This is a genomic window from Paenarthrobacter sp. NPDC089988 (genome assembly GCF_044748465.1).
GTDB lineage: Bacteria > Actinomycetota > Actinomycetes > Actinomycetales > Micrococcaceae > Arthrobacter.
Genome location: NZ_JBIVGD010000008.1, coordinates 75,579 through 98,674, shown reverse-complemented (window position 1 = coordinate 98,674; position 23,096 = coordinate 75,579). Strand labels below are relative to the sequence as shown.

Annotated in this window: 18 protein-coding genes and 1 pseudogene; 12 read left to right on the top strand and 7 right to left on the bottom strand. The window is 64.3% G+C overall.

The window, feature by feature from the left end; all coding sequences use genetic code 11:
• Positions 1-36: 36 nt before the first annotated feature.
• The 3 genes from ACIPV6_RS11465 to ACIPV6_RS11455 all read right to left on the bottom strand — a co-directional run bounded on the left by ACIPV6_RS11465 (position 37) and on the right by ACIPV6_RS11455 (position 2,488).
• Complete coding sequence (locus ACIPV6_RS11465; protein ID WP_400270998.1) at positions 37-558, bottom strand: methyltransferase family protein; 522 nt, start codon at positions 556-558, stop codon at positions 37-39.
• Positions 555-971, bottom strand: coding sequence for a hypothetical protein (locus ACIPV6_RS11460; protein WP_400270997.1), 417 nt, complete (start codon positions 969-971; stop codon positions 555-557). The genes ACIPV6_RS11465 and ACIPV6_RS11460 overlap by 4 nt, the downstream gene beginning before the upstream one ends.
• A gap of 152 nt (positions 972-1,123) precedes the next feature.
• Positions 1,124-2,488 carry an MFS transporter gene (locus ACIPV6_RS11455; protein ID WP_400270996.1) on the bottom strand — a complete coding sequence of 455 codons (1,365 nt, stop codon included), beginning with the start codon at positions 2,486-2,488 and terminating at the stop codon, positions 1,124-1,126.
• A gap of 218 nt (positions 2,489-2,706) precedes the next feature.
• On the opposite strand from ACIPV6_RS11455, the gene ACIPV6_RS11450 reads away from it, so the two are divergent.
• Positions 2,707-3,918 (top strand): MFS transporter, encoded by a 1,212-nt coding sequence (locus tag ACIPV6_RS11450; protein ID WP_400270995.1) that lies wholly within the window; start codon positions 2,707-2,709, stop codon positions 3,916-3,918.
• 22 nt (positions 3,919-3,940) lie between these two features.
• On the opposite strand, the gene ACIPV6_RS11445 is transcribed toward ACIPV6_RS11450, so the two are convergent.
• Both ACIPV6_RS11445 and ACIPV6_RS11440 read right to left on the bottom strand, forming a co-directional pair.
• Entirely contained in the window at positions 3,941-4,639 is a 699-nt protein-coding gene (locus tag ACIPV6_RS11445) for a FadR/GntR family transcriptional regulator (protein ID WP_400270994.1), read from the bottom strand.
• Complete coding sequence (locus ACIPV6_RS11440; RefSeq protein ID WP_400270993.1) at positions 4,636-5,451, bottom strand: SDR family NAD(P)-dependent oxidoreductase; 816 nt, start codon at positions 5,449-5,451, stop codon at positions 4,636-4,638. Before ACIPV6_RS11440 ends, ACIPV6_RS11445 begins: the two co-directional genes overlap by 4 nt.
• 55 nt (positions 5,452-5,506) lie before the next feature.
• Between ACIPV6_RS11440 and ACIPV6_RS11435 the strand changes: the two genes are divergently transcribed.
• Positions 5,507-6,232, top strand: coding sequence for an SDR family oxidoreductase (locus tag ACIPV6_RS11435; RefSeq protein ID WP_400270992.1), 726 nt, complete (start codon positions 5,507-5,509; stop codon positions 6,230-6,232).
• A gap of 18 nt (positions 6,233-6,250) precedes the next feature.
• Here the strand turns inward: ACIPV6_RS11435 and ACIPV6_RS11430 are convergent, their stop codons facing one another.
• Entirely contained in the window at positions 6,251-7,087 is an 837-nt protein-coding gene (locus ACIPV6_RS11430; protein ID WP_400270991.1) for a helix-turn-helix transcriptional regulator, read from the bottom strand.
• Positions 7,088-7,172: 85 nt separating this feature from the next.
• Between ACIPV6_RS11430 and ilvD the strand changes: the two genes are divergently transcribed.
• The gene (gene ilvD / locus ACIPV6_RS11425) at positions 7,173-9,035 is read left to right on the top strand and encodes a dihydroxy-acid dehydratase (protein ID WP_400270990.1); all 1,863 of its coding nucleotides are present in this window, start codon (positions 7,173-7,175) and stop codon (positions 9,033-9,035) included.
• Between the two features lie 88 nt (positions 9,036-9,123).
• Here ilvD and ACIPV6_RS11420 read toward each other — a convergent pair whose 3' ends face one another.
• Positions 9,124-10,683 carry a glycoside hydrolase family 32 protein gene (locus ACIPV6_RS11420; RefSeq protein ID WP_400270989.1) on the bottom strand — a complete coding sequence of 520 codons (1,560 nt, stop codon included), beginning with the start codon at positions 10,681-10,683 and terminating at the stop codon, positions 9,124-9,126.
• Positions 10,684-10,999: 316 nt separating this feature from the next.
• Here ACIPV6_RS11420 and ACIPV6_RS11415 point away from each other — a divergent pair, with 316 nt between their 5' ends.
• From ACIPV6_RS11415 to ACIPV6_RS11375, 9 genes and pseudogenes are all read left to right on the top strand, one after another.
• Entirely contained in the window at positions 11,000-12,436 is a 1,437-nt protein-coding gene (locus tag ACIPV6_RS11415; RefSeq protein WP_400270988.1) for a family 43 glycosylhydrolase, read from the top strand.
• Positions 12,437-12,482: 46 nt separating this feature from the next.
• Entirely contained in the window at positions 12,483-13,820 is a 1,338-nt protein-coding gene (locus ACIPV6_RS11410; RefSeq protein ID WP_400270987.1) for an ABC transporter substrate-binding protein, read from the top strand.
• A gap of 63 nt (positions 13,821-13,883) precedes the next feature.
• Positions 13,884-14,765 carry a carbohydrate ABC transporter permease gene (locus tag ACIPV6_RS11405; protein WP_400270986.1) on the top strand — a complete coding sequence of 294 codons (882 nt, stop codon included), beginning with the start codon at positions 13,884-13,886 and terminating at the stop codon, positions 14,763-14,765.
• Positions 14,762-15,667, top strand: coding sequence for a carbohydrate ABC transporter permease (locus ACIPV6_RS11400; RefSeq protein WP_400270985.1), 906 nt, complete (start codon positions 14,762-14,764; stop codon positions 15,665-15,667). The genes ACIPV6_RS11405 and ACIPV6_RS11400 overlap by 4 nt, the downstream gene beginning before the upstream one ends.
• A gap of 38 nt (positions 15,668-15,705) precedes the next feature.
• Positions 15,706-16,782, top strand: a complete 1,077-nt coding sequence (locus tag ACIPV6_RS11395; RefSeq protein WP_400270984.1) for a LacI family DNA-binding transcriptional regulator — start codon at positions 15,706-15,708, stop codon at positions 16,780-16,782.
• 550 nt (positions 16,783-17,332) lie between these two features.
• Entirely contained in the window at positions 17,333-18,736 is a 1,404-nt protein-coding gene (locus tag ACIPV6_RS11390; RefSeq protein WP_400270983.1) for an MFS transporter, read from the top strand.
• Positions 18,726-20,000: an alpha-L-fucosidase gene (locus ACIPV6_RS11385; protein ID WP_400270982.1), complete on the top strand. Its 1,275-nt coding sequence runs from the start codon at positions 18,726-18,728 to the stop codon at positions 19,998-20,000. Before ACIPV6_RS11390 ends, ACIPV6_RS11385 begins: the two co-directional genes overlap by 11 nt.
• 50 nt (positions 20,001-20,050) lie before the next feature.
• Complete coding sequence (locus tag ACIPV6_RS11380) at positions 20,051-20,632, top strand: hypothetical protein (protein WP_400270981.1); 582 nt, start codon at positions 20,051-20,053, stop codon at positions 20,630-20,632.
• Positions 20,633-20,777: 145 nt separating this feature from the next.
• Positions 20,778-22,283: pseudogene (locus ACIPV6_RS11375) on the top strand (HNH endonuclease); the annotation flags it as partial.
• Positions 22,284-23,096 lie beyond the last annotated feature (813 nt).

The window sequence follows — 23,096 nt, the reverse complement described above, 5'->3', positions numbered from 1 at the left end:
TCCCCTTGCCGCCCGCTTCCGTTTACCCCGGACAGCCTACTGTGCGCCTTCTTCCCCGCGCCACGGTGTGAAGCGGGGCCACCAGCCGGGTACGTGGCGCCGATAGTCGAGGTACTGCTCGCCGTACCTTTCGGTGAGTGTCGGTTCCTCGTAACCCTTCACGAAGGTGAAGACGGCGAGGAATACCAATGCGGCATAGAACGCTACCCACCAATTTGCGAACAGCAGGGCCTGCCCCAGAATGATGGCGAGGACCGCCAGGTACATCGGGTTCCGGACGAAGCGGTAGACGCCCGTGACCACCAGCGTCTCGGTGGGGGCAACCGGGGCCGGAGTCCCACGGTGGATGGCGAAGAGTGCAAACGCGTACAGCAGGAAGGCAATCCCGACGGCGATGGCCACCAGGGCGATCGGCTCGACAATCCAGGCCTCACCCCAGTCGTGCCGCCGCCAGCCGGAAATGGTCCACGGCACCAGCCCCGCCACGACTCCGGGCGCAAGGAACAGGAAGAAGACAGTGCCAATCCATGCGCGGGCGGACATCATGGTGGGTGTCATGTTTGCTGGCAGAGCCGGTCAAGGGTTTCAAGCAAGGCGGACTGGATCTGGTCGCTCCAGAGATCCCTTTCCCTGTCCGTGTCGGGATCCTCCAGCGGTGTTGCCAGGGGAGGTGAGGCCAGCGTCATGGTCGCCTGGTAGCGCCCGTCGGCAGAGCTCATGGCTATGGTCCGGAAGTCGAGGAATCCGCCACGGCCAAAGTAGCGCGGCTTGCCGCTGCAGTCTTCGGTCCAGCTGATGATTCCGAGCCCGAACGGCTGGACCACGGTTTTCTGCATCTCGGCCAGGGAGGCGGCGGAGACCAGCTTGCCGCCGAAGAGTGCTGCGAGGAAGTCGTTGACGTCGGACATGGTGGAAACGACGCCGTGGGCCAGGCTTAGGGCCAGCAGCAGCGTCTTGGGTTTCATCGCCACACCACCATCCAAGGAACACATGGATAAATTCGATGGTCCTCCGCGGGCACACGGACGGCAAGTGCCGTCGCCGTGGGATACGACGACGGCACTTGCCGTCCGCTTGAAAGGTGACCGCCCGCCGTCGTACCTGCCGCCGGCCGGCCGCTGGGTCAGTTGGTTTCCAGCTCGTCCAGCGTCTTGCCCTTGGTGTCCGAGGAGAGCAGGGTGGCCACGGCGGAGACGAGGCAGATGCCGAGGGTGGTCAGGCCGATGACCAGCGGGATGTTCGCGGACCCCGGAGGAGCGATCGCGGTGAACAGGCTCGGGAAGAAGGACGCGATCATGAGCCCGATGTTCTGCGAAACGGCGAAACCGGTGACGCGCATCCGCATGGGGAACTGCTCCTGGAAGAACGTGGCGAAGGTGCCGTTCCACATCTGGAAGAAGATGCCCTGGACGATCACGACGCACACGAACACCAGGGGCAGGCTGCCCAGCTGGATCGCATACAGGTAACCCATGGTGAGCAGGCCTCCCACAATGCCACCGGCAACCATGAGGGTCCGCCGGCCCATGCGGTCGGACAGGGCACCGAAAACCGGGATGGTGACGACGGCGGCAACGTTGGCAGCCATGGTGACCCAGAGGAACTCGCTGCTGGTGAAGCCGATGCCGTACCCCTTTTGGGTGGCGAAGGAGACGCCGAAGATGAGGGTGGCCATGCCGATGACGTTGGTGAAGGTCATGGCGATGCAGCGGACCAGGACCCATGGATGGGTACGCAGAAGGTCGAACAGCGGGAAGCGGCGCTTGGCCGGGGTTGCCTCGGACTGTGCCAGGTACGCGGGCGGTTCCGTGACGCGGCGGCGGATGATGTAGCCCGCCAGGATTACTACGGCGCTCAACAGGAACGGGATGCGCCAACCCCAGGAGTGGAACTGGTCATCGGGAAGCAGGGAAGCGAGCGGGATCAGGACGGCCGTGGCCAGGATGGAACCAACCTGGGTGCCCTGCAGGCTGAAGCTGGCAAAGAAGCCGCGGCGTGCGTCGGGGGAGTGCTCCACGATCATGGCGCTGGCCCCGCCAAGCTCGCCTGCCACGGCGAATCCCTGGATGAGGCGGAGGGTCACCAGCAGTACGGGGGCCAGGAGTCCTACCTGTCCATACGTAGGCAGGAGGCCGACGGCGAAGGTGGCGAAGCCCATGAGCAGCATGGCAAACACAAGGACTTTCTTGCGTCCATGCTTGTCGCCGTAGGCACCCAGGACCACTGCGCCGATCGGCCGGGAAACGTAGCCCACGGCGTAGGTTGCCAGGGAAGCGATGATGCCCACGGTGGGGTTTTCGCTGGGGAAGAAGATCGTGGGGAACAGAAGCGTCGCGGCCAGCGAGTACAAGGCGAAGTCGTAGTACTCGAGTGCGCTTCCAATCCAACCGCTCATGGCGGCCTTCTTGGGGTCTTTCTGGCCTGGTCCGTTTTCGAGAGGGGCGGTCTCAAACGTGGGCTGGATGTCCCGTCGGTGCATGACGCTCATTCGTGAGTCTCCTTTATCCGTCATTGGCAAGGAACAAGAGCTCTTCCCCGCTTACGCAGCGTGAGGAGGGTTACATCTTGAATCGATTCATAAAGCATAGAACGTGACCTGCGCAACGTCAAAGGGGGAGTGGGTTGTAGGGGTAACGCCAGTGACTCCCTGCGCGCGGGATGCCACCGTAGCGTGGAAAGCATGACCGCCGAATTGCTAACCGCCCCGTGAGCGCCCCAACCACCTCGCGCACCACAGCAAGCGCGCCCACCAAGGATGGCCGCGGCTTCATCGCCGCAACCGCCTCCTTCGTCAGCGTCTTCGCCGCCGGTGCCGCCGTCATCCCCTTGTATGACACCTACCGCGTTGCAGACGGCCTCACGAACGACCAGTTCTCGCTGGTGGCCGTTGCCTATTTCTGCTGCGCGGTCTTTGCCCTGCTCTTCCTTGGCCGGCTCTCGAACCATTTCGGCCGGCGCCCGGTGTCGATCGCGGCGCTGACGCTTGCCGTCCTCGGCTGCGTCACCCTCTTGTGGGTCCACAGCTTCCTGCCCCTGCTGCTTGGCCGCTCCCTCCAAGGACTCGCCGCCGGCGTCGCGTCGAGTGCCATTGGCGCCTACGTCGTGGACACCGCGCCACGTCGACCGGGATGGCTCGTTGCCGCTGTCACTACGGCCGGGGCCACGGTGGGACTCTCCTTTGGCGTGTTTCTTTCCGGCGTTTTGGTGGAGTTCGCTCCCGCTCCCCGCCAGCTGACCTTCTGTGCGTTCGCACTGGTCCTTATCGCCTGCGCCATCGCACTGGCCACGCGGCCGGAGACTGTCAAGCGCGTGGGTGGTGCCTGGCGTTCACTGGTGCCGAACCTGGCCGTACCCGCCGCCGCGAAACGGCATCTGCCCCTCGCGTCAGGCGTTTTCGTGGCCACGTGGGCCTTCGGCGGCTACTTCAACTCGTTCGGGCCCTCCATTGCGGCCGACAACCTCGGCTCGCACAGCCCCATTATCGCCGCGGCCGTCTTTGCCTCCTGCATGGCGCCAGGCTTCCTCGGCGGGTTCATTGCCGGGCGGCTGGCTCCTGGAACGGCCCAGCGGTGGGGGATGGCCTTGGTTGCCGCAGCGGGCGCAGGCCTGGCGTTCGCCAGCACGGCGGGGATCCTGGCACTCTTCATCGGTGCCGGGGTGGTGGGCGGCGTGGGCATGGGCATCGCCACCTCGGGCAGCATGAACACGCTCCTGCCCCACGCCCTCCCCAAGGAACGTGCCGGGCTCCTGGCGGTGATCTACGCGATCTCCTACACAGGCTCGGCGCTTCCCAGCCTCGTGGCCGGGCAGCTTAGCCGGGCCCTCAGCCTTCCCGCCATCACGGCCGGGTACGCCGCACTCGCCGCCCTGGTGTGGATGGCAACCCTGGTATGGGCGGGCGGCAAGGAGCGCACGTAGGGTACGACGGCGGAACGCGCCTTCAGCTGGCTTCGTCGGCGCTGCGGGTGAGCAGGTTCCGCATGGTGGCAAAAGCGGCTTCCGGTTCGCGGCGCTGAACGGCGGTGGCCACATCCGAGTGGAGCTGCAGGGCCACGGGGTGCGGATGGCCCGGGCCAAGCCCGCCGGCATGCCAACCCTCAAGAAACTCGCTGATGAGTCCCTGCAGCTGGACGAACATCGGATTGCCCGAGCATTCGAGCATGAGCGCGTGGTACTGGACGTCGAGTTCCAGGAACGCTTCCAGGTTGCCTTCTTCGCCGGCGGCCCACATGCGTCCAGCCAACGCCACCAGCTCCGCCGCCTGGCCGGGCGTGGCGTTCAGGGCGGCGAGGCGTGCAGACTCGGGCTCTACGGCGAGGCGGAGTCCAACGAGTGCTGCCAGTTGCTCGGGCCGTTGCGGTGATTGCATGCGCCAGCGAATGATCCGTGGCTCGAACAGGTTCCACTGGTCCGGATCCAACACCTTGATCCCCACCCTGCGGCGCGAGACCACTAACTGCATGGATTCCAGGACCCGCACCGTTTCCCGGGCCACCGACCGCGAGACCCCGTGGGTTCGTTCCAGTTCCTCCAGGGTCAGGGTGCTGCCCGGTGCCCGCTCGCCGGAGCAGATTTCCTTCCCCAGGCTGTCCAGGACCTGGTCATGCAGTCCCGGGAAGGGGCGCGGCTGTTCCGTCACGCGCGGGCGTCCGCGGCGTCGTAGGCTTTGGATGGGATTTGCGTGGCGAGTTTTCCTCCGCTGACGTCGATCAGGGTTCCCGTGATGTACCGCGAAGCGTCGCTGGCGAGGAACAGCAGGAGATCGGCCACCTCCTGTGGCTCGCCCCACTTCCGCAGCGTCAGCGTGTTCAGCAAACGGTCCTGCGCTTCTTGGGGCATAGTGGCAAAGCCGTTCATGCCGGTGGGGATCATTCCGGGGGCGTACGCGTTGACGGTGACGTTCCAGGGGCCCAGTTCTCCGGCGAGCACTTTGGTGAATTGCACGACGGCGGCCTTGGACGCCGCGTAGGCGGCGCTGCCGATGCTGGGCACAATCGCGGCGAAGGACGCCGCGTTGATCACCCGGCCGTGGGCGCTCTCCTTGAGGTAGGGAATGACGGCCTTGCACATGCGTGCCACGCCGGTGACGTTGACATCGAAGCAGCGTTGCCACGCCGTGTCTTCAAGCTCCTCCACCGTGCCTTCAACATTGATTCCCGCGTTGTTGACCAGGACGTCGATCCCGCCGAAGTGCCCGGCAGTCCGTTCCACAGCTTCCTGCACCGAGGCGCTGTTGGTGACGTCGCAGGAGATACCGACGACGGCGGCGCCAGCCTCGGCCAGTTCGGCGGCAACGGCTTCGACGCCTTCGCGCGAGATGTCCAGGGCGGCAACCCTGGCTCCGTTGCGGGCTAAGCTCTCTGCGATAACGCGGCCGATGCCTTGGGCCGCGCCCGTGACCACGACCACGCGGCCTTCAATTCCCCACTGAACTGCTGCTGCATTAGTCATACGATTAGCTTACAGTGATTCTGAAAGATATGACTTTTACATTTGGGAGCACTGAATGGACTCGAGCAAGATCCTGTGGGTCATCGGTGGCGGAACTGGCATGGGACGCGCGGCCGCGGTGGAGGCGGCCGAAGCAGGTTGGCGAGTGGCCGTCACGGGCCGACGGCACGACGCCGTCGCCGAAACCACACGCCTCATCGCGCTCGCCGGCGGCGAAGCATTGGCTGTGGTGGCGGACGCCAGGGACGCTGAATCGCTGGCCGGGGCCCACTCAAGGATCGAGGCCTACTGGGGTCGCGTGGCCGCCGTCGTACTTGCCGCCGGCCTCAACGCACCCAACCGAACATGGGCAGACCAATCGATCAGGGATTTTGCGGACATCGTGGACACCAACCTCACCAGCGTCGCCCGGGCCATCCACCTGGTACTCCCCGGCATGCGGGCCGAAGGCTCCGGCAACATTGTGGTGGTGTCCTCGCGTGCCGCCTGGCGGTTCTCGCCCGGCTCCGGTGTGGCCTACATGAGCAGCAAGACCGGACTGTCGGCCCTGGTCGCGTCCATCAACGACCAGGAAGGCGCCAACGGCATCAAGGCCTGCCATCTGTGCCCCGGGGACGTGGACACCGATTTCCTGGCCATGCGCCCCGAAGTGCCGGATGCCGAACAGCGATCGCAGATGCTTGGCGCCGGGGATGTAGCCAGGGCCGTGCGCTTCATCCTCGACAGCCCGCCGCATGTGCGCATCGACGAACTTGCCATCAGCCCGATCGGGCAGCGCTAAGGCCGTGGAGCCGCGACCCTAGGATCCCAACTCCATCAGCCGTGCGATCTGTTCTCCCGCACCGCTGCCCGGCGCCGGCGTGTACACCACCAAGTGCAGGTCCGGCCGGTCCGACGGCGAAACCTGGTGGTGCTCCAAGTGCAGCACGCCCACAGCCGGGTGGTGGAACTGGCGCTCACGGGACTCGAAACCGAGGATGTCGTACTGGTCCCAGCTTTCCTGGAACTCCGGGCTGGCTTCCTTGAGGCGCTCCACCTGGAACTTGACGTCCGGATCACCCAGGCGCTGGCCGGTCTCGGCGCGGAACTCCGCCAGGAAACGCCGGCTGGTGACGTCCCAATCCGGGAGCAGGTCGCGGATGTACGGATCCGTGAAAACGAGCCACAGCAGGTTCCGGTCCTCGGCGGAGACGTTGGCGATGTTCGGGTACAAGGCGGCGTAGGCCTTGTTCCACCCGGCAACTCCCCAATCGGGGGAGAGCGCATACGAAGGGTTCGGGTCCAGGGCATCGAGCAGGCGTTGCACGTGTGGAGGAGCGCTGCCGGCAACCGGCGCAGTCGAAACGGAGGAGGCATAGCCGCCCAAGGACAGGACGTAGGCGAGCCCGGTATCGGACAGGTGCAGCGCGCGGGCGATGGCCTCCAGTACCTGTCTCGAGGGGCTGATGTCCCGGCCCTGCTCAAGCCATGTGTACCAGGTGACGCTCACGCCGGAGAGGAAGGCGACTTCTTCGCGGCGCAGGCCGCGCTCGCGTTTCCGGGAGATCGGGGGGAGCCCGTATTCGGAACGGAGGGCCTGGTCCCGCCGGGCCCTGAGGAAGAGGCCGAGTTCTTTGCGTCTCTCCGAATCGTGCACCCATAAATACTATTACTCTGTTACTCCTACTACTAGTATCAGCGCCGTCTTCTGCGCCGGGTCCCGAGGCAGCAGGATGGTATTCATGCCTGCACTACGTTCAAAAACTGTCACCCACGGCCGCAACATGGCCGGCGCCCGCGCACTGCTGCGCGCTTCCGGCGTCGCCAACTCGGACATCGGCAAGCCGATCATTGCCGTGGCCAACTCCTTCACCGAGTTCGTCCCCGGCCACACGCACCTTGCCCCCGTGGGCCGGATCGTTTCCGACGCGATCCTGGCCGCCGGCGCCGTGCCGCGCGAATTCAACACCATCGCCGTGGATGACGGCATTGCCATGGGCCACTCAGGCATGCTCTACTCGCTGCCTTCCCGCGACCTGATCGCGGACTCCGTTGAGTACATGGTCAACGCCCACTGCGCCGACGCCCTGGTGTGCATCTCCAACTGCGACAAGATCACCCCGGGCATGCTCATGGCCGCGCTGCGCCTGAACATCCCGGTAGTCTTCGTCTCCGGTGGCCCCATGGAAGCCGGCCGCGTCACGCTGACTGACGGTTCCGTGCGCTCCCTGGACCTGGTGAACGCGATCGCCGACGCCGTGGACGAGTCCATCTCGGATGAGGACATCAACCTCATCGAAGAGAACGCCTGCCCCACCTGTGGTTCCTGCTCCGGTATGTTCACGGCCAACTCCATGAACTGCCTCACCGAGGCGATCGGCCTGTCCCTCCCGGGCAACGGCTCCGTGCTCGCCACCCACACCGCGCGCAAGGCGCTGTACGAAAAGGCGGGCGCCACGATCGTCGAACTCGTCAAGCGCTACTACGACGGCGACGACGAATCGGTCCTGCCGCGCTCCATCGCCACAGCCAAGGCCTTCGACAACGCCATGGCACTGGACATCTCCATGGGCGGCTCCACCAACACCATCCTGCACTTGCTGGCCGCTGCCCAAGAGGCCGGCGTGGACTACGGCCTGGCCGAGATGGACGCCAAGTCCCGCCAGGTACCCTGCCTGGCCAAGGTTGCCCCGAACGTCGCCAAGGACAAGACCTACTACATGGAGGACGTGCACCGCGCCGGAGGCATCCCCGCGCTCCTGGGTGAGCTGAACCGCGGCGGACTCCTCCACAAGGACGTCCACTCCGTGCACTCCGAAGACCTGGACGGCTGGTTGGACGACTGGGATATCCGCGGAGGCAAGGCCACGGAAGAAGCCAAAGCACTGTGGCACGCGGCCCCGGGCGGCGTCCGTTCCTCCACCGCGTTCTCGCAGTCGAACGAATGGACCTCCCTGGACACCGACGCTGAGGGTGGCTGCATCCGCTCCGTGGAGCACGCCTACTCCAAAGACGGCGGCCTGGCTGTGCTGCGCGGCAACATCGCAGTGGACGGCGCCGTGGTGAAGACCGCCGGCGTGGACGAGTCCATCTGGAAGTTCGAAGGCCCGGCCATCGTGTGCGAGTCCCAGGACGAAGCCGTGGAAATGATCCTCAACAAGACCGTCAAGGAAGGCGACGTGGTGGTCATCCGCTACGAAGGTCCCCGCGGCGGTCCGGGCATGCAGGAAATGCTCTACCCCACGTCCTTCCTCAAGGGCCGCGGCCTGGGCAAGAAGTGCGCCCTCATCACGGACGGCCGTTTCTCCGGCGGCACCTCCGGCCTGTCAATCGGGCACATTTCCCCTGAAGCTGCTTCCGGCGGCGACATTGCCCTGGTGGAGAACGGCGACATCATCAGCATCGACATCACGCAGCGCTCCCTTGAGTTGAAGGTCTCCGACGAGATCCTCGCCGAGCGCCGCGAGAAGCTCCTGGTCAACGGCGGTTTCAAGCCCAAGAACCGCGACCGCCAGGTCTCGCCGGCTTTGCGCGCCTACGCCGCGATGGCCCTGTCCGCTGACAAGGGCGCCGTCCGCGACGTCTCGCTGGTGGAGAACCTCTAGCGGTACTCCATTACCGCAACGCACGACGGCGGCGGGTCACCCGGGTTTCGAAAGGAACCACAGGTGACCTGCCGCCGTCGTTCACCGGCTAGATCGGGTTCCCGAACTCGCGGATGGTAATTCCCGTGAAGGTCGCCGGGCCGCCGTCGGAGTACAAAGAGATCCCTGTATCGCCCTCTGCAAAGTGGACCTGCTGCGAGACCGTCGTGTGCCCGGCGTTGATGAAGACTTCCACGCTTTGGGTGTCCACAAAGATGCGAAGATGCACCGAACGGGCGTTGGCATCGATCGGCGCGGCCGCGCGCGTGAACGGCACCAGGGAGTAGCCGGCCAGGTCGGACGGCGCCCGGTCCACATAGAGGTCTCCGCCGTATTTGCCAATGTTCGTGTGGCGGGAGCCATCCGCTGAACGTCCCACCGACACTCCCACGTTGGCGGCGGTGTCCCAGGCAACGTCGAGTTCCAGTTCGTAAGCCCGCCCGCTCCACGGCAGGACATAACTGCCGTTGACGGTCTGGTTGGGGAGGGTGGTGGTGGCGGTGACGTACCCGGACAGGGCGGCCACTGGTCTGCTGAGCAGCGAATACCAACCGCCGCCCTGGCGCTCCAAAGTGAGCTCACGGGTGATCGAGTTCTGTCCGTTGTAGCCGTCCGACGGGTCCGTCGGCACGTCGCGGGCGGCGTATTTCCAGTTGTTCATCCACGCCGTGGCAAGCCGCTTGGTTTCGGGTGCTTCCACGGACGGCCACGTCACTGCGGCGTACCAGTCCCAGCCCCAGTCGAGCCACTGCGGGGTGAGGTTGTCGGCAAGGAAGGCCGCGCCGTTCCAGGTTCCCGTCCAGTACGCGTACGTCATCGGGAGGCCCACGCTGTAGGCGTCCATGCTCGCTGCGAAGACCCAGTGCCGCGTGCCGTCGCCGGCCGTCATCTCGAAGAGGTCCGGACACTCGATCCCGCCGAGCGCGTGGTTGGGGTAGTCGAAGTTGGATTTCCATTGCCAGTCCCGCAGGTTCGGCGAAGTATAGAAAGCCGCGTACCTGGCCCGGCCAATCACGCACACCCACTCGCCCCGGACGGCGTCCCAATGGATCTTGGGGTCGCGGAACCACTCGGCGTTGTCGATCTCGGCCTGGGTTGTGGCCGTCCGGCCGTCTGTATTCACGATCACCGGGTCCGGCAGGGGAGTGAAGGTGAACCCGCCGTCTGTGGACCAATACAGGTATTGCTCCTGATACCTGCGGATGCCGTCGGTCGGCTTGGTGGCCAGTACGACGACGGCTCCGGCACCAAAGCCTGCCGTGTTGGCCGTGTCCACCACGCCGGAACCGGACCACACCGGGAAGTTTGGCTGGAGCGGCAACACGGCCCCGTGGTGGGTGAAGGAAACACCGTCCGTGGTGGTGGCGTGGTCCCAGCCGCCCTGGCCGTTGTTGATGCTTGAGTGCAGGTAGTAGAGCTGGTAGGCGCCGTTGGTGTAGACGGGTCTTTGCGGATCGCACAACCAGCCCGTGGGCGGGGTCATGTGGTAAACGGCCCGCAAGGACGGCGAGGCGTGGGCAGCGCCGGATGCGGCGCCCCCCATGAGGAGAGCCAAAGCTCCGGCTCCGGTGCCTTGCAGGACTGTTCGTCGGGAGAATTCGAGCGTCATGAAGCGGTTTCCTCTCAAGCATTCGTTGGTTGAGAACGCGCTGGCAGCACGGACACAGCAGTGCGTCCGGGCGCGCCAAAGTGCGCCGTCAAAGGGGCTGGAGTTACTTCGTCCGTGGCCATAGCCCACTGCGCCCGCTCGGCGTCGAGGGGCGTGGGTATGCCTTCGGTAGCAAGGACCCTAGCTGGCAAGGATCGAAGCGGTCAAGCGTTTTAGCGGATCAAAAATTTCCTTTGCTAAAACGCTTGACCAAGAACATGTCCAAGAGCTACCTTCATGGTGATCAAACGCTTTAGCAGAATGGACATCAGCGCAGATGAAACACTCAGTCTTCTTCCAGCCCGGCGATGGCTGGGTCGGTGACCTCATCCCCTTCGAGAAGGACGGGGAGTTTTGGCTCTTCTACCTCCACGACGTACGCACTGACCCCAAACCAGGCACGTCCTGGAATCTCGTGACCACCAAGGACCTCACCCAGTTCGAGTACCACGGAGTCGCCTTGCCGCATGGCAGCGAGGACGACGCGGACTTCAACGCCTACACCGGCAGCGTGGTGGTTGACGACGGCGGGACCCACCACTTGTTCTACACAGGCCAGAACCCTGGGAACCTGGGTGCGGACGGTGCTCCCCTTCAGTTGGTCATGCACGCCACCAGCCGCGATGGCATGCAGAGCTGGACGAAGCATCTGCAGCACACTTTCGGTGCTCCCGAAGGTTACGAATCCGGCGATTGGCGCGACCCCTTCGTGTTCCGCGACGAGGCCAATTCCCAATGGCGGATGCTGATTGCCGCCCGCCACGCAACAGGACCGGACCGCCGTCGGGGTGTGATCGCCCAGTGCGTTTCCACCGACCTCGTGACCTGGGACTACACGGAACCGTTCTGGGATCCGCGCCGCTACATCACCCACGAGTGCCCCGACGTCTTCCAGTGGGGCGACTGGTGGTACCTGGTGTATTCCGAATTCTCCGAGACCTTCACCACCCGGTACCGCATGGCCAAGAGCCCGGACGGCCCGTGGTCCGTGCCGGAATTGGACAGCATCGACGGCCGCGCCTTCTATGCCTCCAAGTCCGCCGGACGCGACGACCGACGCTTCTTCTTCGGCTGGATCGCCAGCAAGGAAGGAAACCGCGACGACGGCGCCTGGCAGTGGGCAGGCACCATGTCCGTCCTCGAAGCCCGGCAGAACCCTGACGGCACCCTGGGATTCGGTTTCGCCGACGAACTCGTGGACAGCTTCTGGGAGGATGTGCCCGTTTCGCTCTCCACGCAAATCCCGGCCCTGTTGAAGGTCCCGGACAGCTACGCAGCCATCGTCTCGGACGAAGAACTGCCCAGCCAGTTCTACGCGAAAGCCGCCTTTGACATCGCGCCAAACACCACCGAATGCGGGCTCCTGCTTCGCGCAAACCACGACGGCGACGAGTCCTACGTCCTGCGCCTGGAACCCAAGCGCAACCGATTGGTCTTCGACCGTTGGCCCCGCGAGGTTACCGGCGACGCTCAGTGGCACGTCTCGGGAGACATCCCCTTCGACGTCGAACTGGAGCGCCCGTGCCAGCTCGCCCCGGGCGAGCACACGCTTGAGGTGATCGTCGACGGCGATCTGTGTGTCGCCGTCGTCGACCGCCAGATTGCGCTGAGCGCAAGGATCTATGACCGCGCGACCGGGCGCATCGGCGTCTTCGCCGGTGAGGGATCCGCCGTCGTCACCGAACTCGAAGTCCGTCAACGCACTGAAGACTGAACACCCCAACCCCAACACCCAACCCAATCGAGGGAGACAAGTCCCCATGAAGAAACTATTCCGGGCCGCGGCAGTCGCGGCGGCAGCAGCACTGGCGCTGACGGCCTGCGGCGGCGGCGGAAACGCCAGCAGCCCAGCCGATGTGAATCCCACCGGCGAGATCAAGCCACGCGAGATTTCCTGGCTGCTGTCCAGGCCCGCCGATGGAGCCGTCATCAACATCATGAAGAAGCTTGCCGACGACTACGCCAAAGACCACCCGGGGTTCTCCCTGAACCTCATCACCACCCCGGACCGCCCGTCCTACATCCAGAAGCTCGAAACCCTGGCCGCCGCCAACAAGCTGCCGGAACTGTTCGATACCGACGCCACGCCGTTCGCCCAGCAATTGGCCAAGCAAGGCAAGATGCTCGACGCGGACAAGCTGCTCAAGTCCCTGGGCCTGTACGACGATTACCGCCCGGGCGCCTTGGACTACCAGCGGTTCGACGACGGCTCGCTGTACATGATCCCGTTCCAGTTCGAGCTGGAATTCATGTGGTACAACAAGGCGCTGCTGGAGAAGGCAGGCGTGTCGGTGCCCAAGTCGCTCGACGATATCCCGGCCATGTGCACGGCCCTGCGGTCGGCCGGCATCACGCCGATTGCCATCGACGGCCAGGACCAGTGGCCGCTGGAACGCTACGTCGCTTACCAGCCCTTCCGAGAGGCCGGACCGGATTTCGTGCAGAAACTGAAGAAGGGCGAGGCGTCCTTTAAGGATGCCGCCGGACAGAAGACCGTGAACTGGATGGCTGAACTGGGCAAGGCAAAGTGCTTCCAGGACGGCTTCTCCGCCCAGGGCTACTCCGACGCGCAGAACCAGTTCACCTCGGGGCAGGCAGCCATGTACAACATCGGCACCTGGGAGCTGCCCAGCCTGGCTACGGACAAGCTGAATCCGGCTGTCCGGGACAACGTGGATTTCTTCACCCTGCCAACCACAGCGAATTCGGTGACGGCCGCGAACGAGTTCGTCTCGCCGTCGGGCATTGGCATGGCCGTCAACGCCAAAACCTACGATCCCCTGGTGAGCGACTTCCTGAAGTTTGCGCTGCAGAAGTACCCCAGCGAGTACGCGGCAACGGGAGCACTCTCGCCAACCACCAACGTGCAGACTGCCGTCCCGGCCAACGCCACCCCGCTGTACAAGAAGGCTCTGGACGCGGCCAACAACCTCGGTTCCAAGCAGGCCATGCCGTGGGACACCCAGCTGGACCCCACCACCAACGGCCGGCTCCAGCAGGAACTCGTCCTCCTGGTCCAGGGCAACATCACCCCTGAGCAGTTCACCAGCACCATGGACGACACCATCAAGCAGAATGCACCGAAGTTCTTCAAATAAGCGGTCCTTCACGTAGATCCCAGCGGCGGGGGATCGGCAGGTCCCCCGCCCGAAAGGCCAGAAATGCTACCCAACAGATCAAAGACATCCGTCCTGGTCTTCCTGCTCCCGCCGCTGTTCCTGTACGGCGCCGCAGTGCTCTTCCCGATCCTCCAGTCCCTGTTCCTGAGCTTCTTCTCCTGGAACGGCATCAGCGACATGGAGTTCGTCGGCCTCGCCAACTACCTCCGGATGCTGACCGGGGACGACATCTTTTGGCGTTCCTTCGCCAACGCGCTCGTCTACCTGGCCATCTGCCTGGTGCTGCAGCTCGGTGGAGCCCTGGTGGTGGCCAGCCTGCTGACGTCGCTGACCCGGGGCAGGGAGTTCATCAAGACCCTCTACCTTCTTCCCGCAGTCATCTCCACGGTGGCCATCGCGTTCCTCTTTGTGCGGATCTACTCGATCGATCCCGTCGGCCTGCTCAACCAGTTGCTGCACTGGGTTGGGCTCGGTTCATTGGAGCGCGCTTGGCTTTCCGACGTGAATACTGTCCTCGCGGCCGTTTCCGCTCCTGAGGGCTGGAGGTTCACCGGCCTCTACATGCTGATCATCTACGCTGCCTTGATCGCGGTGCCCAAGGAACTCGAAGAAGCCGCGGTCCTGGATGGCGCCTCCAAGTGGACGCTGTTCACCAAGATCCGTTTTCCCTACATCCGCCCGGTGTGGATCACCACCACGATCATGGCCACGACGTATGGCCTGCGCGGCTTCGACATTCCCTACCTCATGACCAACGGTGGTCCCGGCCAATCCTCCGAACTTCTCACCACGTACATGTATAAGACAGCCTTCACCAGCACCGATTTCGGCTATGCCAGCACCATTTCCGTGTTCATCGTCATCGAATGTTTGGTGGCCGTCGGCCTCATCCTGTTCATGCTCAAGCGGAAGGCTGACTCATGATCGCCCAAACAGCACCTGCCACCCCGCGTACCCCTGAAAAGCCGCCTGCACCCGTCATCAAGCGGCGCCGCCGGAAGCCCAACGTGTACCGCACTCTTTCCCGGGTGCTGATCTCCCTGATCGTGATCGTTCAGGTCTACCCCCTGGCCTGGCTGTTCCTGACCAGCCTCCGGACCGAGCACGACTTCGCCACAGGAGACCCGTTCGCCCTGCCCGGGGCCTGGACATGGGACAACTATGCAAGGGCTTTCGAAACAGGGGACCTGGGCCGCAACATCCTCAACAGCTTCATCGTCACCATGGGCGCAAACTTGTTGATCGTCCTGTTTGGCATGATGGCCGCCTACGCCATCCAGGTCCTCGGCTTCCGGCTGAGCAAGTTCGTGCGCGGGCTGTTCCTGATCGGCATCATCGTGCCCGTCCAGATCGCCCTGGTCCCTCTTTTCATCGACTACTCCGCAGTGAACCTGCTGGACACCTACCAATCGATGATCATCCCGCTGGCCGGCTTCGCGCTACCCATGTCCATCTATCTGTTCTCGTCGTTCTTCGAGTACATCCCGCGGGAGACGTACGAAGCAGCATCCCTGGACGGTGCAGGTCCCTACCGGATCTTCGGCCTCATCACCTTGCCGCTCTCCCTCAACACCGTGGTCACCGTAGTGCTGGTCAACAGCATCTTCATCTGGAACGACTTCATCTTCGCCAACACGTTCGTCCTGTCCGAGGACCTCAAGACCATCCCGCTCGGCCTGCAGAACTACATCGGCGCCATGGGCAAGGTTGACTGGACCGCCACGTTCGCGGCCGTCTGCGTGACCATCACCCCGCTGCTCCTGGTGTTCCTTGTCCTGAACAAGGCCATGATCCAGGGCCTGGAGAGCGGGGCGAGCAAGGGATGACCGCCCCGGCTGATGGATATACTCCTGATGGAGGGCAGATGATTTCGCAGGAGAAAGATCCAGGCACGCCGGCGACCCCCGACGCTCCTGTCGGAACCAGCCGCGCACATCCGGTGACCCTCCGCGAAGTAGCCGAAGCGGCGGGCGTTTCAACTGCCACGGTCTCGCTGGTCATCAACAAGAAGAAGAACGCGCGGATCGCGGACGAGACCCGCCAACGCGTCAAGGACGCCATTCAGCACCTTGGTTACCGCCCCAACGCCATGGCCAAGACCCTGGTCAGCGGCACCTCCAAGTTCATCGGGCTCGTTGCTGACGGCGTCGCCACCACCCCCTTCGCCGGCCAGATCATCCACGGCGCCCAGGACGAGGCGTGGAAACACGGGTACGCCCTGCTGATCGCCAACACGGAGGGCAACCAAAACCTGGAAAACGACGCGATCAACATGATGCTCGAATACAAGGTCCGCGGGATCCTGTACTCCACGTGGTTCCACCGGACCACGGACATTCCGGAGACGCTGCGCGAAGCCGACTTTGTGCTGGTCAACTGCTTTTCCCCTGAAACCTCGGCCCGTGCAGTGGTTCCGAACGAAGCCCAGGGTGGCCAGTCGGCTACGGACATCCTGATCCGCGGCGGCCACCGGCGCATTGCCTTCATCAACGCCACCACTCCGGCTCCTGCCCGAGACGGCAGGCTTGAGGGCTACAGGAAGGCGTTGGAAGCAGCGGGCATAGCCTTCGACCCGGCCCTGGTGCTGGAGGCTTTTCCGGACCAGGAAGGCGGCTACGGTGCCACCAAGGAGCTGCTGAAGCACGACATCACGGCCGTGTATTGCTACAACGACCGGATGGCCATGGGCCTTTACGACGGACTGCGCGAGAATGGCCTGTCCATTCCTGATGACATTGCCGTGGTGGGGTTCGACAACCAGGAAGTCATCGCCGCACACCTGCGCCCGCCCCTGTCCACGGTTTCGTTGCCGCACTATGAATTGGGTGCCGCTGGCGTGCGTCTCCTGCTCGGACTGGACCAGGCGCCCACCGATTCGGCGTTGAAGATCGAATGCCCGGCCGTGGAACGCGCCTCGGTAGCGGTGCCGTCGAAGGCCTAGGCGACCCGGACCCACTTGATTAAAGCCCGACGGCGGCTGGTTACCTCAGGTGACCAGCCGCCGTCGGGCTTTAATTCAGTGGCACCGCACTTCAGTTGCACCGCGGTTCACTTGCCCGCCTCACTCGGGCAGCGGGCCTCCGAACGTTGGGTCCGGGTGCGGAGGAGGAGTTGCCGGGCCGGGATCCGGAATCGGCAGCGGTCCTGGCTCCGGACCCGGGTCCGGCATGGGAGGCGGAAAGGGTTGCGTCGGGTCCGGCGGCGGCTGTCCAGGCCCCGGTTCGGTGGGTGGCTGCGTAGGCCCGGGCTCGGGCGGGAATGGATCGGGTTCGTGCTGTGGAGGAAGGGTCATCATCACTCCTTTGAACTCGGATAAACAGGTGGCTTACTGAAGGGTCCAGCCTACGCTCCCTCGGCGTTTGAGGCCATGGTTCCGGAAACCCAGGACCTTGCTTGCTGAAAGCCTTGACCCTTCACCGGCTGGCGGCTGATGCTGGACGTACCGCGCATTTCACCCAGGGGGACACTCGCATGCATAGGGGCCGGAACGAATGACCGAGCAGACAGCCAACGTTGACCTCTCCCTGCGCACCCCGGCCCAGCGATCCCGCACCTTCATGGGAATCCTGGTCAACACAGCCGCGGCTAATATCACCACCAGCTACCTCTGGTTTGCCCTGACGTTCTGGGTGTACCTGGAGACCCGCAACGTCATTGCCACCGGTGTGGTTGGCGGGGCGTACATGTTGCTGATCGCCGTTTCCAGCATCAGCTTCGGTACGTTCGTGGACCGCTACCGCAAGCTCGTCGTGATGCGGTTCGCGGCTGCCTTCACACTCGTGATGTTCACGGTGTCCGGGGTGGTGTTCCTGCTGGTTCCCACTGCATCCTTGCTCGACCTCGGCCAGCCATGGTTCTGGGCCTTCACGCTGATCATCCTGGTGGGTGCCGTGGTGGAGAACATGCGCAACATCGCCCTCTCCACCACCGTCACCATCCTCATTGAGCCGGAGCGCCGGGCCAACGCGAATGGCCTTGTGGGCATGGTGCAGGGGCTCATGTTCATTGTCACGTCGGTGCTGTCCGGCCTGTCCGTGGGGCTGGTGGGCATGGGTTGGACCATCGTGATCGCGCTGGTCTTCACGGCGCTGGCATACGTACATCTCCTAACCCTGCGAATGCCAGAAGAACTGCGACCGGCCGTTACCGATGCAAAAGGCAGCTTCGACCTCCGCGGTTCCTACGCTGCCGTGGTGGCGATTTCGGGGTTGTTCGCGCTCATCATCTTCTCCACGTTCAACAACTTCGTGGGCGGGGTCTATATGGCCCTCATGGATCCCTACGGCCTGGAAATGTTTCCCGTTGAGCTGTGGGGGACATTCTTTGCGGTGGCGGCGACGGGGTTCATCATTGGCGGCGCCTTGGTGGGCAAATTCGGCCTGGGTTCCAATCCTTTGCGCACCATGCTCATCGCCGTGGCCGTCATGGGCGCGCTCGGGGCCCTGTTCACCATCCGCGAGTGGCCGTGGCTCTACATTGTGGGGATCTGGCTGTACCTGACCCTGGTGCCGATCGTCGAGGCCGCCGAGCAGACCGTGATCCAGCAAGTGGTTCCACTCCCGCGGCAAGGCAGGGTGTTCGGTTTCGCCATGGCCTTCGAGTCCGCGGCGGCTCCGATCACGGCCTTCCTCATTGCTCCCATCGCCCAGTTCTGGATCATTCCCTATGCGCGGTCCGAATCAGGGGCAGCGCAGCTGGAACCGCTTCTGGGTGAGGGTACGTCGCGCGGAATAGCCTTGGTGTTCCTGGTTGCCGGCGTAGTCATGATTGTTGCCGCCGCGTTGGCCTTCCTCACGCCCGTTTACCGGCGGGTCTCGGCGTCGTACAAGGAGAAGGCCGCCGAAGAGGCGGCTGCTGGGGCGACCACGGCTGAAGCGACAGCCGATGAAGGGTAGCCCCGCGCAACTGCGTTGGCAGCACCTCGAATTCGGCGTCTTTATCCACTTCGGCGTCAACACCTTCGCGGGCAAGGAATGGAGTGACGGCACCCTTCCTCCTTCTCTCTTCAACCCTTCCCATTTCGACGTCGGAAGCTGGGTCCGTGTGGCCAAGGAAGCGGGTGCCAGGTATCTGATTCTCACCTCGAAGCATCACGACGGTTTCTGCCTGTGGCCTACCTCGACCACGGGCTACTCCGTCGCTTCCTCGCCGTGGCGCGGGGGATCCGGCGATGTAGTGGGTTCCGTGGCGGACGCGTGTGCTGCTGCAGGCTTGGGCTTTGGTGTGTACCTCTCACCGTGGGACCGCAACGCAACTTGTTATGGCGATCCCGAGGCCTACGATTCCTTTTACGCCCAGCAACTCACCGAGCTCTGCACCGGTTACGGACCGCTCATGGAACTCTGGTTCGACGGCGCGGGTTCGGTGGGCCGGTCCTACGATTGGGATCGCATCATGGCGGTTGCGAGTCTTCACCAGCCCGACGCCATGATTTTCAACATGGGCAGCCCCACCATCCGCTGGATAGGTAACGAGGACGGACTCGCCGCGGATCCCGTGCAGTATGTGGTGAATCAGACCGCCGACAGCCAATACACCGAGTCGAGTTCCACTCTCACCGCCCGCTACCTTCCGCCGGAGTGCGACGTTTCCCTCCGGCGCGGCTGGTTCTGGCATCCTGACGACGAGCCCAAATCCACCGAACACCTCCTCGCCATCCACCACCAATCAGTTGGCATGGGAGCCAATCTGCTGCTCAACCTCCCGCCGGACACGCGCGGACTGATCCCGGTAGAGGATCAGACCCGGCTGCGTGAGTGGAAGGCCGAGTTGGACCGACGCCTGTCCGGGGCGGTGGAGGCGGCGCTGGAACAGCACCCCGGCTCCGTGACCATGCGCTTCCCGGAGCAGGTCACGTTCAACTACGTCGAGTTGGTTGAAGACCTCAGTTCCGGACAACGGATTACCCGCCACAGCATCACGCACGACGGCGGTGCTCACGACGGCGGTACTCACGACGGCGGCGACATCGCCACCGGGCTCACGGTAGGGAACCGTCGGCTCCACCAAGTTCCTGTCACCACTGCCGGCAGTCTGCGGGTGGTCTTGTCCGGATCAGGGGCCGCGTTGGCGTCGGCGCGTGTCTACACCGGCGCACTGGACGCTGGCATCCCACGGATTCCGGAGGGGTACGAGGCGCCTACGGATCCGCCGGAGTGAGGGGGCCACGTGGCGTGGGCTTGCTTGCCCCGAAGCAAATGGGGTGTGGCATGGCCCAGTCTGACGCTTTTTGGATGCGTAGTCTGAAGGCATCCGTGTCGTTTCTCATACAGTTTGTCGGTTTTCTCTTGCTGTGGCTCCTGTTTGGAGGGAACCCCGCAACTGCGGCCGTCTCCGCAGCGATTCTTGCAGGCTTCCTTACACTGCATCCGTGGATCGACGGTCTGTTGACGCGGCGACGATTCACCAAGTGGCGGCACCGCGGCCGCCTTGAGTGCTGGATCCGGCACGGTGAGAGCTCCCGAATTGGCCTCTGGCGGGGATGGGAGCGCGGCTTCGTTTCGTTCCGGCCGCCCAGTGTGGACTTTGTCCGGAACAGTTCCTTTCGGCCGCCGGACAGCTGGCTCATCAGCTTCCTGGTTTCGGAGGTTCAGGTGGGCTCCGTGGCCGGCTCCCCTCCCTTGCCGGATGTCAGGTACCTCGGGCCCTACGTTCGCTGCGTCCGGTTGAAGACGACCTTGGGCACGATAGAGCTTGCTGGCTTCCCCGAGGCATTGGAGGTCTTGGAAGCAGAGCTGCTGGCGGCCTCGTCGCTCGTCGAAGGTACTGCGGGGTTACCTGGAGCCGCATAACGGCCCGCCAGATCCTTACACGCCAGCGTCAACTGCCCCGTCCTGAACGCCTGTGGAGGAGAGGTTGATGGGCGTCTTTTGGGGTGTTTCCACATAGCTCGTCGGCGGTCTTATTCAGCGGTTGTGGGGCTGGAAGAGTGGGGGTATGGACGGGTTTTCGGGGCAGTTGGGTGGTGGCGTGGGTGGCGCTGCCGGGGTTGCTGCTGCCCTCGCCCCTGGGCCTTCCGCTTCCGTGTCTCCGGTCGCTGGGGCTGGTTCGTCGCAGCCTGGTGTTCCTGATTGTGAGGTGTCTTCCGCCGGCGGGGATCTGGTTTCTGTTGCGAATTTGATTGCTGTAGTGGGTGCGCTGAACCCTGCGGGTGACAGTGGGGTGTTTGTGGATTTGTTGCGGGGTTTGGAGGATTTGAAGTCGGCGGTGGCGGCGGCGCAGGCGAGGGTGGCTGTGGCGTTTGATCTGGCTCAACGCAGGGAGCAGGCCGCGGCGGGCGTGCCGGCCTCGGAGCGGGGTAGGGGTGTGGGGGCGCAGGTGGCGTTGGCGCGTCGGGAGTCCCCGAACAAGGGGGCCCGGTTGTTGGGGTTGGCGAAGGCGTTGGTGGGGGAGATGCCGCGGACGTTGGCGGCGTTGGAGACCGGGCAGTTGAATGAGTGGCGGGCGACGTTGTTGGTGCGGGAGACGGCGTGTTTGTCGGTGGAGGACCGGTGCGCGGTGGATGAGGAGTTGGCCGCGGATACGGGCACGTTCGAGGGTGCCGGGGACCGGCGGATTGTGGCGTTGGTGAAGGCTGCGGCGTATCGGCGGGACCCGGGGTCGGTGACGCGGCGGGCGGCGTATGCGGTGAATGAGCGGAGCGTGGGGTTGCGTCCGGCGCCGGACACGATGACGTATTTGACGGCGTTGTTGCCCGTGGCGCAGGGGGTGGCGGCGTACGCGGCGCTGACCCGGGCCGCGGGGACGGCCCGCTCCGCCGGTGATGCGCGGTCCAAGGGGCAGGTGATGGCCGATACGTTGGTGGAGCGGCTCACCGGCACCCCGGGCGGTGCCGCCGGGGTGCACCTGGAACTGGTGATGACTGACCGGACCTTGTTGCAGGGTGATAGTGAACCGGCGAGGTTGAAGGGTTACGGCATCGTCCCTGCCGGCTGGGCCAGGACCCTGGTCAAGCACGGCCCCGGCAACGGCCCGGCCACACGCGCCGGGCAAGGGGCCGGCACTTGGCCACCCGAGCTGGCCGGGTTTGGCGGGGAAACGACCTCGGACGGCCCGCACCTCGGTGGTCCCTCGGGGATCCAGTCCGATTTCGACGTGTGGATCCGGCGGCTGTACACGGCGCCGGGGACCAACGAGCTGTTGGCCACTGATTCCAAGGCCAGGTTGTTCCCCAAGGGGATGCGCAGGTTTATTCAGACCCGTGATGACACGTGTCGCACACCGTACTGTGACGCGCCCATCCGCCACTACGACCATGTCCTGGCATGGCACTCCGGCGGAAAAACCACTCTGGCCAACGGTGCAGGGCTCTGCGAAGCATGCAACCACACCAAAGAAAACCCCGGCTGGAACACCAGACCAAGTGATCAGGGACCACGAAGCCTGGAGGTCAGAACCCCCACCGGACACCGTTACCAATCCACAGCACCACCACTCCCCGGAAGCGGCAACCCAGCAACTGAACACGCTGACGGGTCGCCTGTTAACGGGTCTGTTGTGGCGGGTGACCCGGACGGGCGGCTGGTCGACGGGAACCTGGCGGCGGGTGACCCGGACGGGCGGCTGGTCGACGGGAACCTGGCGGAGGGTGACCCGGACGGGCGGCTGGTCGACGGGAACCTGGCGGAGGGTGACCCGGACGGGCGGCTGGTCGACGGGAACCTGGCCGCGGGTGACCCGGACGGGCGGCTGGTCGACGGGAACCTGGCGGAGGGTGACCGGGACGGGCAGCCTGGAAACCCGGGAATCCGACCCGGAGCCAGGTTTGGGAAGCGAACCCTCCCGCGGGCCACAGCATCGGCGACGGCTCGCTAGTGGGAGTACCTGAAGCTAGGAACGACAGAGCCCTTCTGTCCTGCCGAGACATACCAACAGGTCCTCCGCCGTGGGTTGCAAGCAGCCCTTCCGTGGGCCGCAAACAGCGTTGCAGCGGGCCGCAAGCAGCCAGGCCGAGGCATCCAAAGAAGCCCACCAAAGCGCCCGTGAAAAAACTTTTCAAAAAACTTCGTACCCCGCGTAACCCTATGGCGTCCCCCAACGATTACCTCTTTGAAAGGGCCGAGCTGGAATTTGTCCCCCATCATGTTCCAGCTCGGCTCTTCTTTCGTCTCAAGGCGGTTTCCGGATTCAACGGAGATTTCCGGAAGACATGCAGGGTGTCCTTTGGGCCGCCCGGCAGAGCAGATAACCTAGGTGAGGTTGTGCGTCGAGCAAAGGCGGATAACCTGGCTCCAAGCCACGGACCTGCCGCCGATC

What these genes read in the sequence shown, in the direction of transcription:
- ACIPV6_RS11465 (WP_400270998.1), bottom strand. Translation starts at nt 558, where the DNA reads ATGACACCCACCATGATGTCCGCCCGCGCATGGATTGGCACTGTCTTC.
- ACIPV6_RS11455 (WP_400270996.1), bottom strand. Translation starts at nt 2,488, where the DNA reads ATGAGCGTCATGCACCGACGGGACATCCAGCCCACGTTTGAGACCGCC.
- ACIPV6_RS11440 (WP_400270993.1), bottom strand. Translation starts at nt 5,451, where the DNA reads ATGACTAATGCAGCAGCAGTTCAGTGGGGAATTGAAGGCCGCGTGGTC.
- ACIPV6_RS11435 (WP_400270992.1), top strand. Translation starts at nt 5,507, where the DNA reads ATGGACTCGAGCAAGATCCTGTGGGTCATCGGTGGCGGAACTGGCATG.
- ilvD (WP_400270990.1), top strand. Translation starts at nt 7,173, where the DNA reads ATGCCTGCACTACGTTCAAAAACTGTCACCCACGGCCGCAACATGGCC.
- ACIPV6_RS11420 (WP_400270989.1), bottom strand. Translation starts at nt 10,683, where the DNA reads ATGACGCTCGAATTCTCCCGACGAACAGTCCTGCAAGGCACCGGAGCC.
- ACIPV6_RS11415 (WP_400270988.1), top strand. Translation starts at nt 11,000, where the DNA reads ATGAAACACTCAGTCTTCTTCCAGCCCGGCGATGGCTGGGTCGGTGAC.
- ACIPV6_RS11410 (WP_400270987.1), top strand. Translation starts at nt 12,483, where the DNA reads ATGAAGAAACTATTCCGGGCCGCGGCAGTCGCGGCGGCAGCAGCACTG.
- ACIPV6_RS11405 (WP_400270986.1), top strand. Translation starts at nt 13,884, where the DNA reads ATGCTACCCAACAGATCAAAGACATCCGTCCTGGTCTTCCTGCTCCCG.
- ACIPV6_RS11400 (WP_400270985.1), top strand. Translation starts at nt 14,762, where the DNA reads ATGATCGCCCAAACAGCACCTGCCACCCCGCGTACCCCTGAAAAGCCG.
- ACIPV6_RS11395 (WP_400270984.1), top strand. Translation starts at nt 15,706, where the DNA reads ATGATTTCGCAGGAGAAAGATCCAGGCACGCCGGCGACCCCCGACGCT.
- ACIPV6_RS11390 (WP_400270983.1), top strand. Translation starts at nt 17,333, where the DNA reads ATGACCGAGCAGACAGCCAACGTTGACCTCTCCCTGCGCACCCCGGCC.
- ACIPV6_RS11385 (WP_400270982.1), top strand. Translation starts at nt 18,726, where the DNA reads ATGAAGGGTAGCCCCGCGCAACTGCGTTGGCAGCACCTCGAATTCGGC.
- ACIPV6_RS11380 (WP_400270981.1), top strand. Translation starts at nt 20,051, where the DNA reads ATGGCCCAGTCTGACGCTTTTTGGATGCGTAGTCTGAAGGCATCCGTG.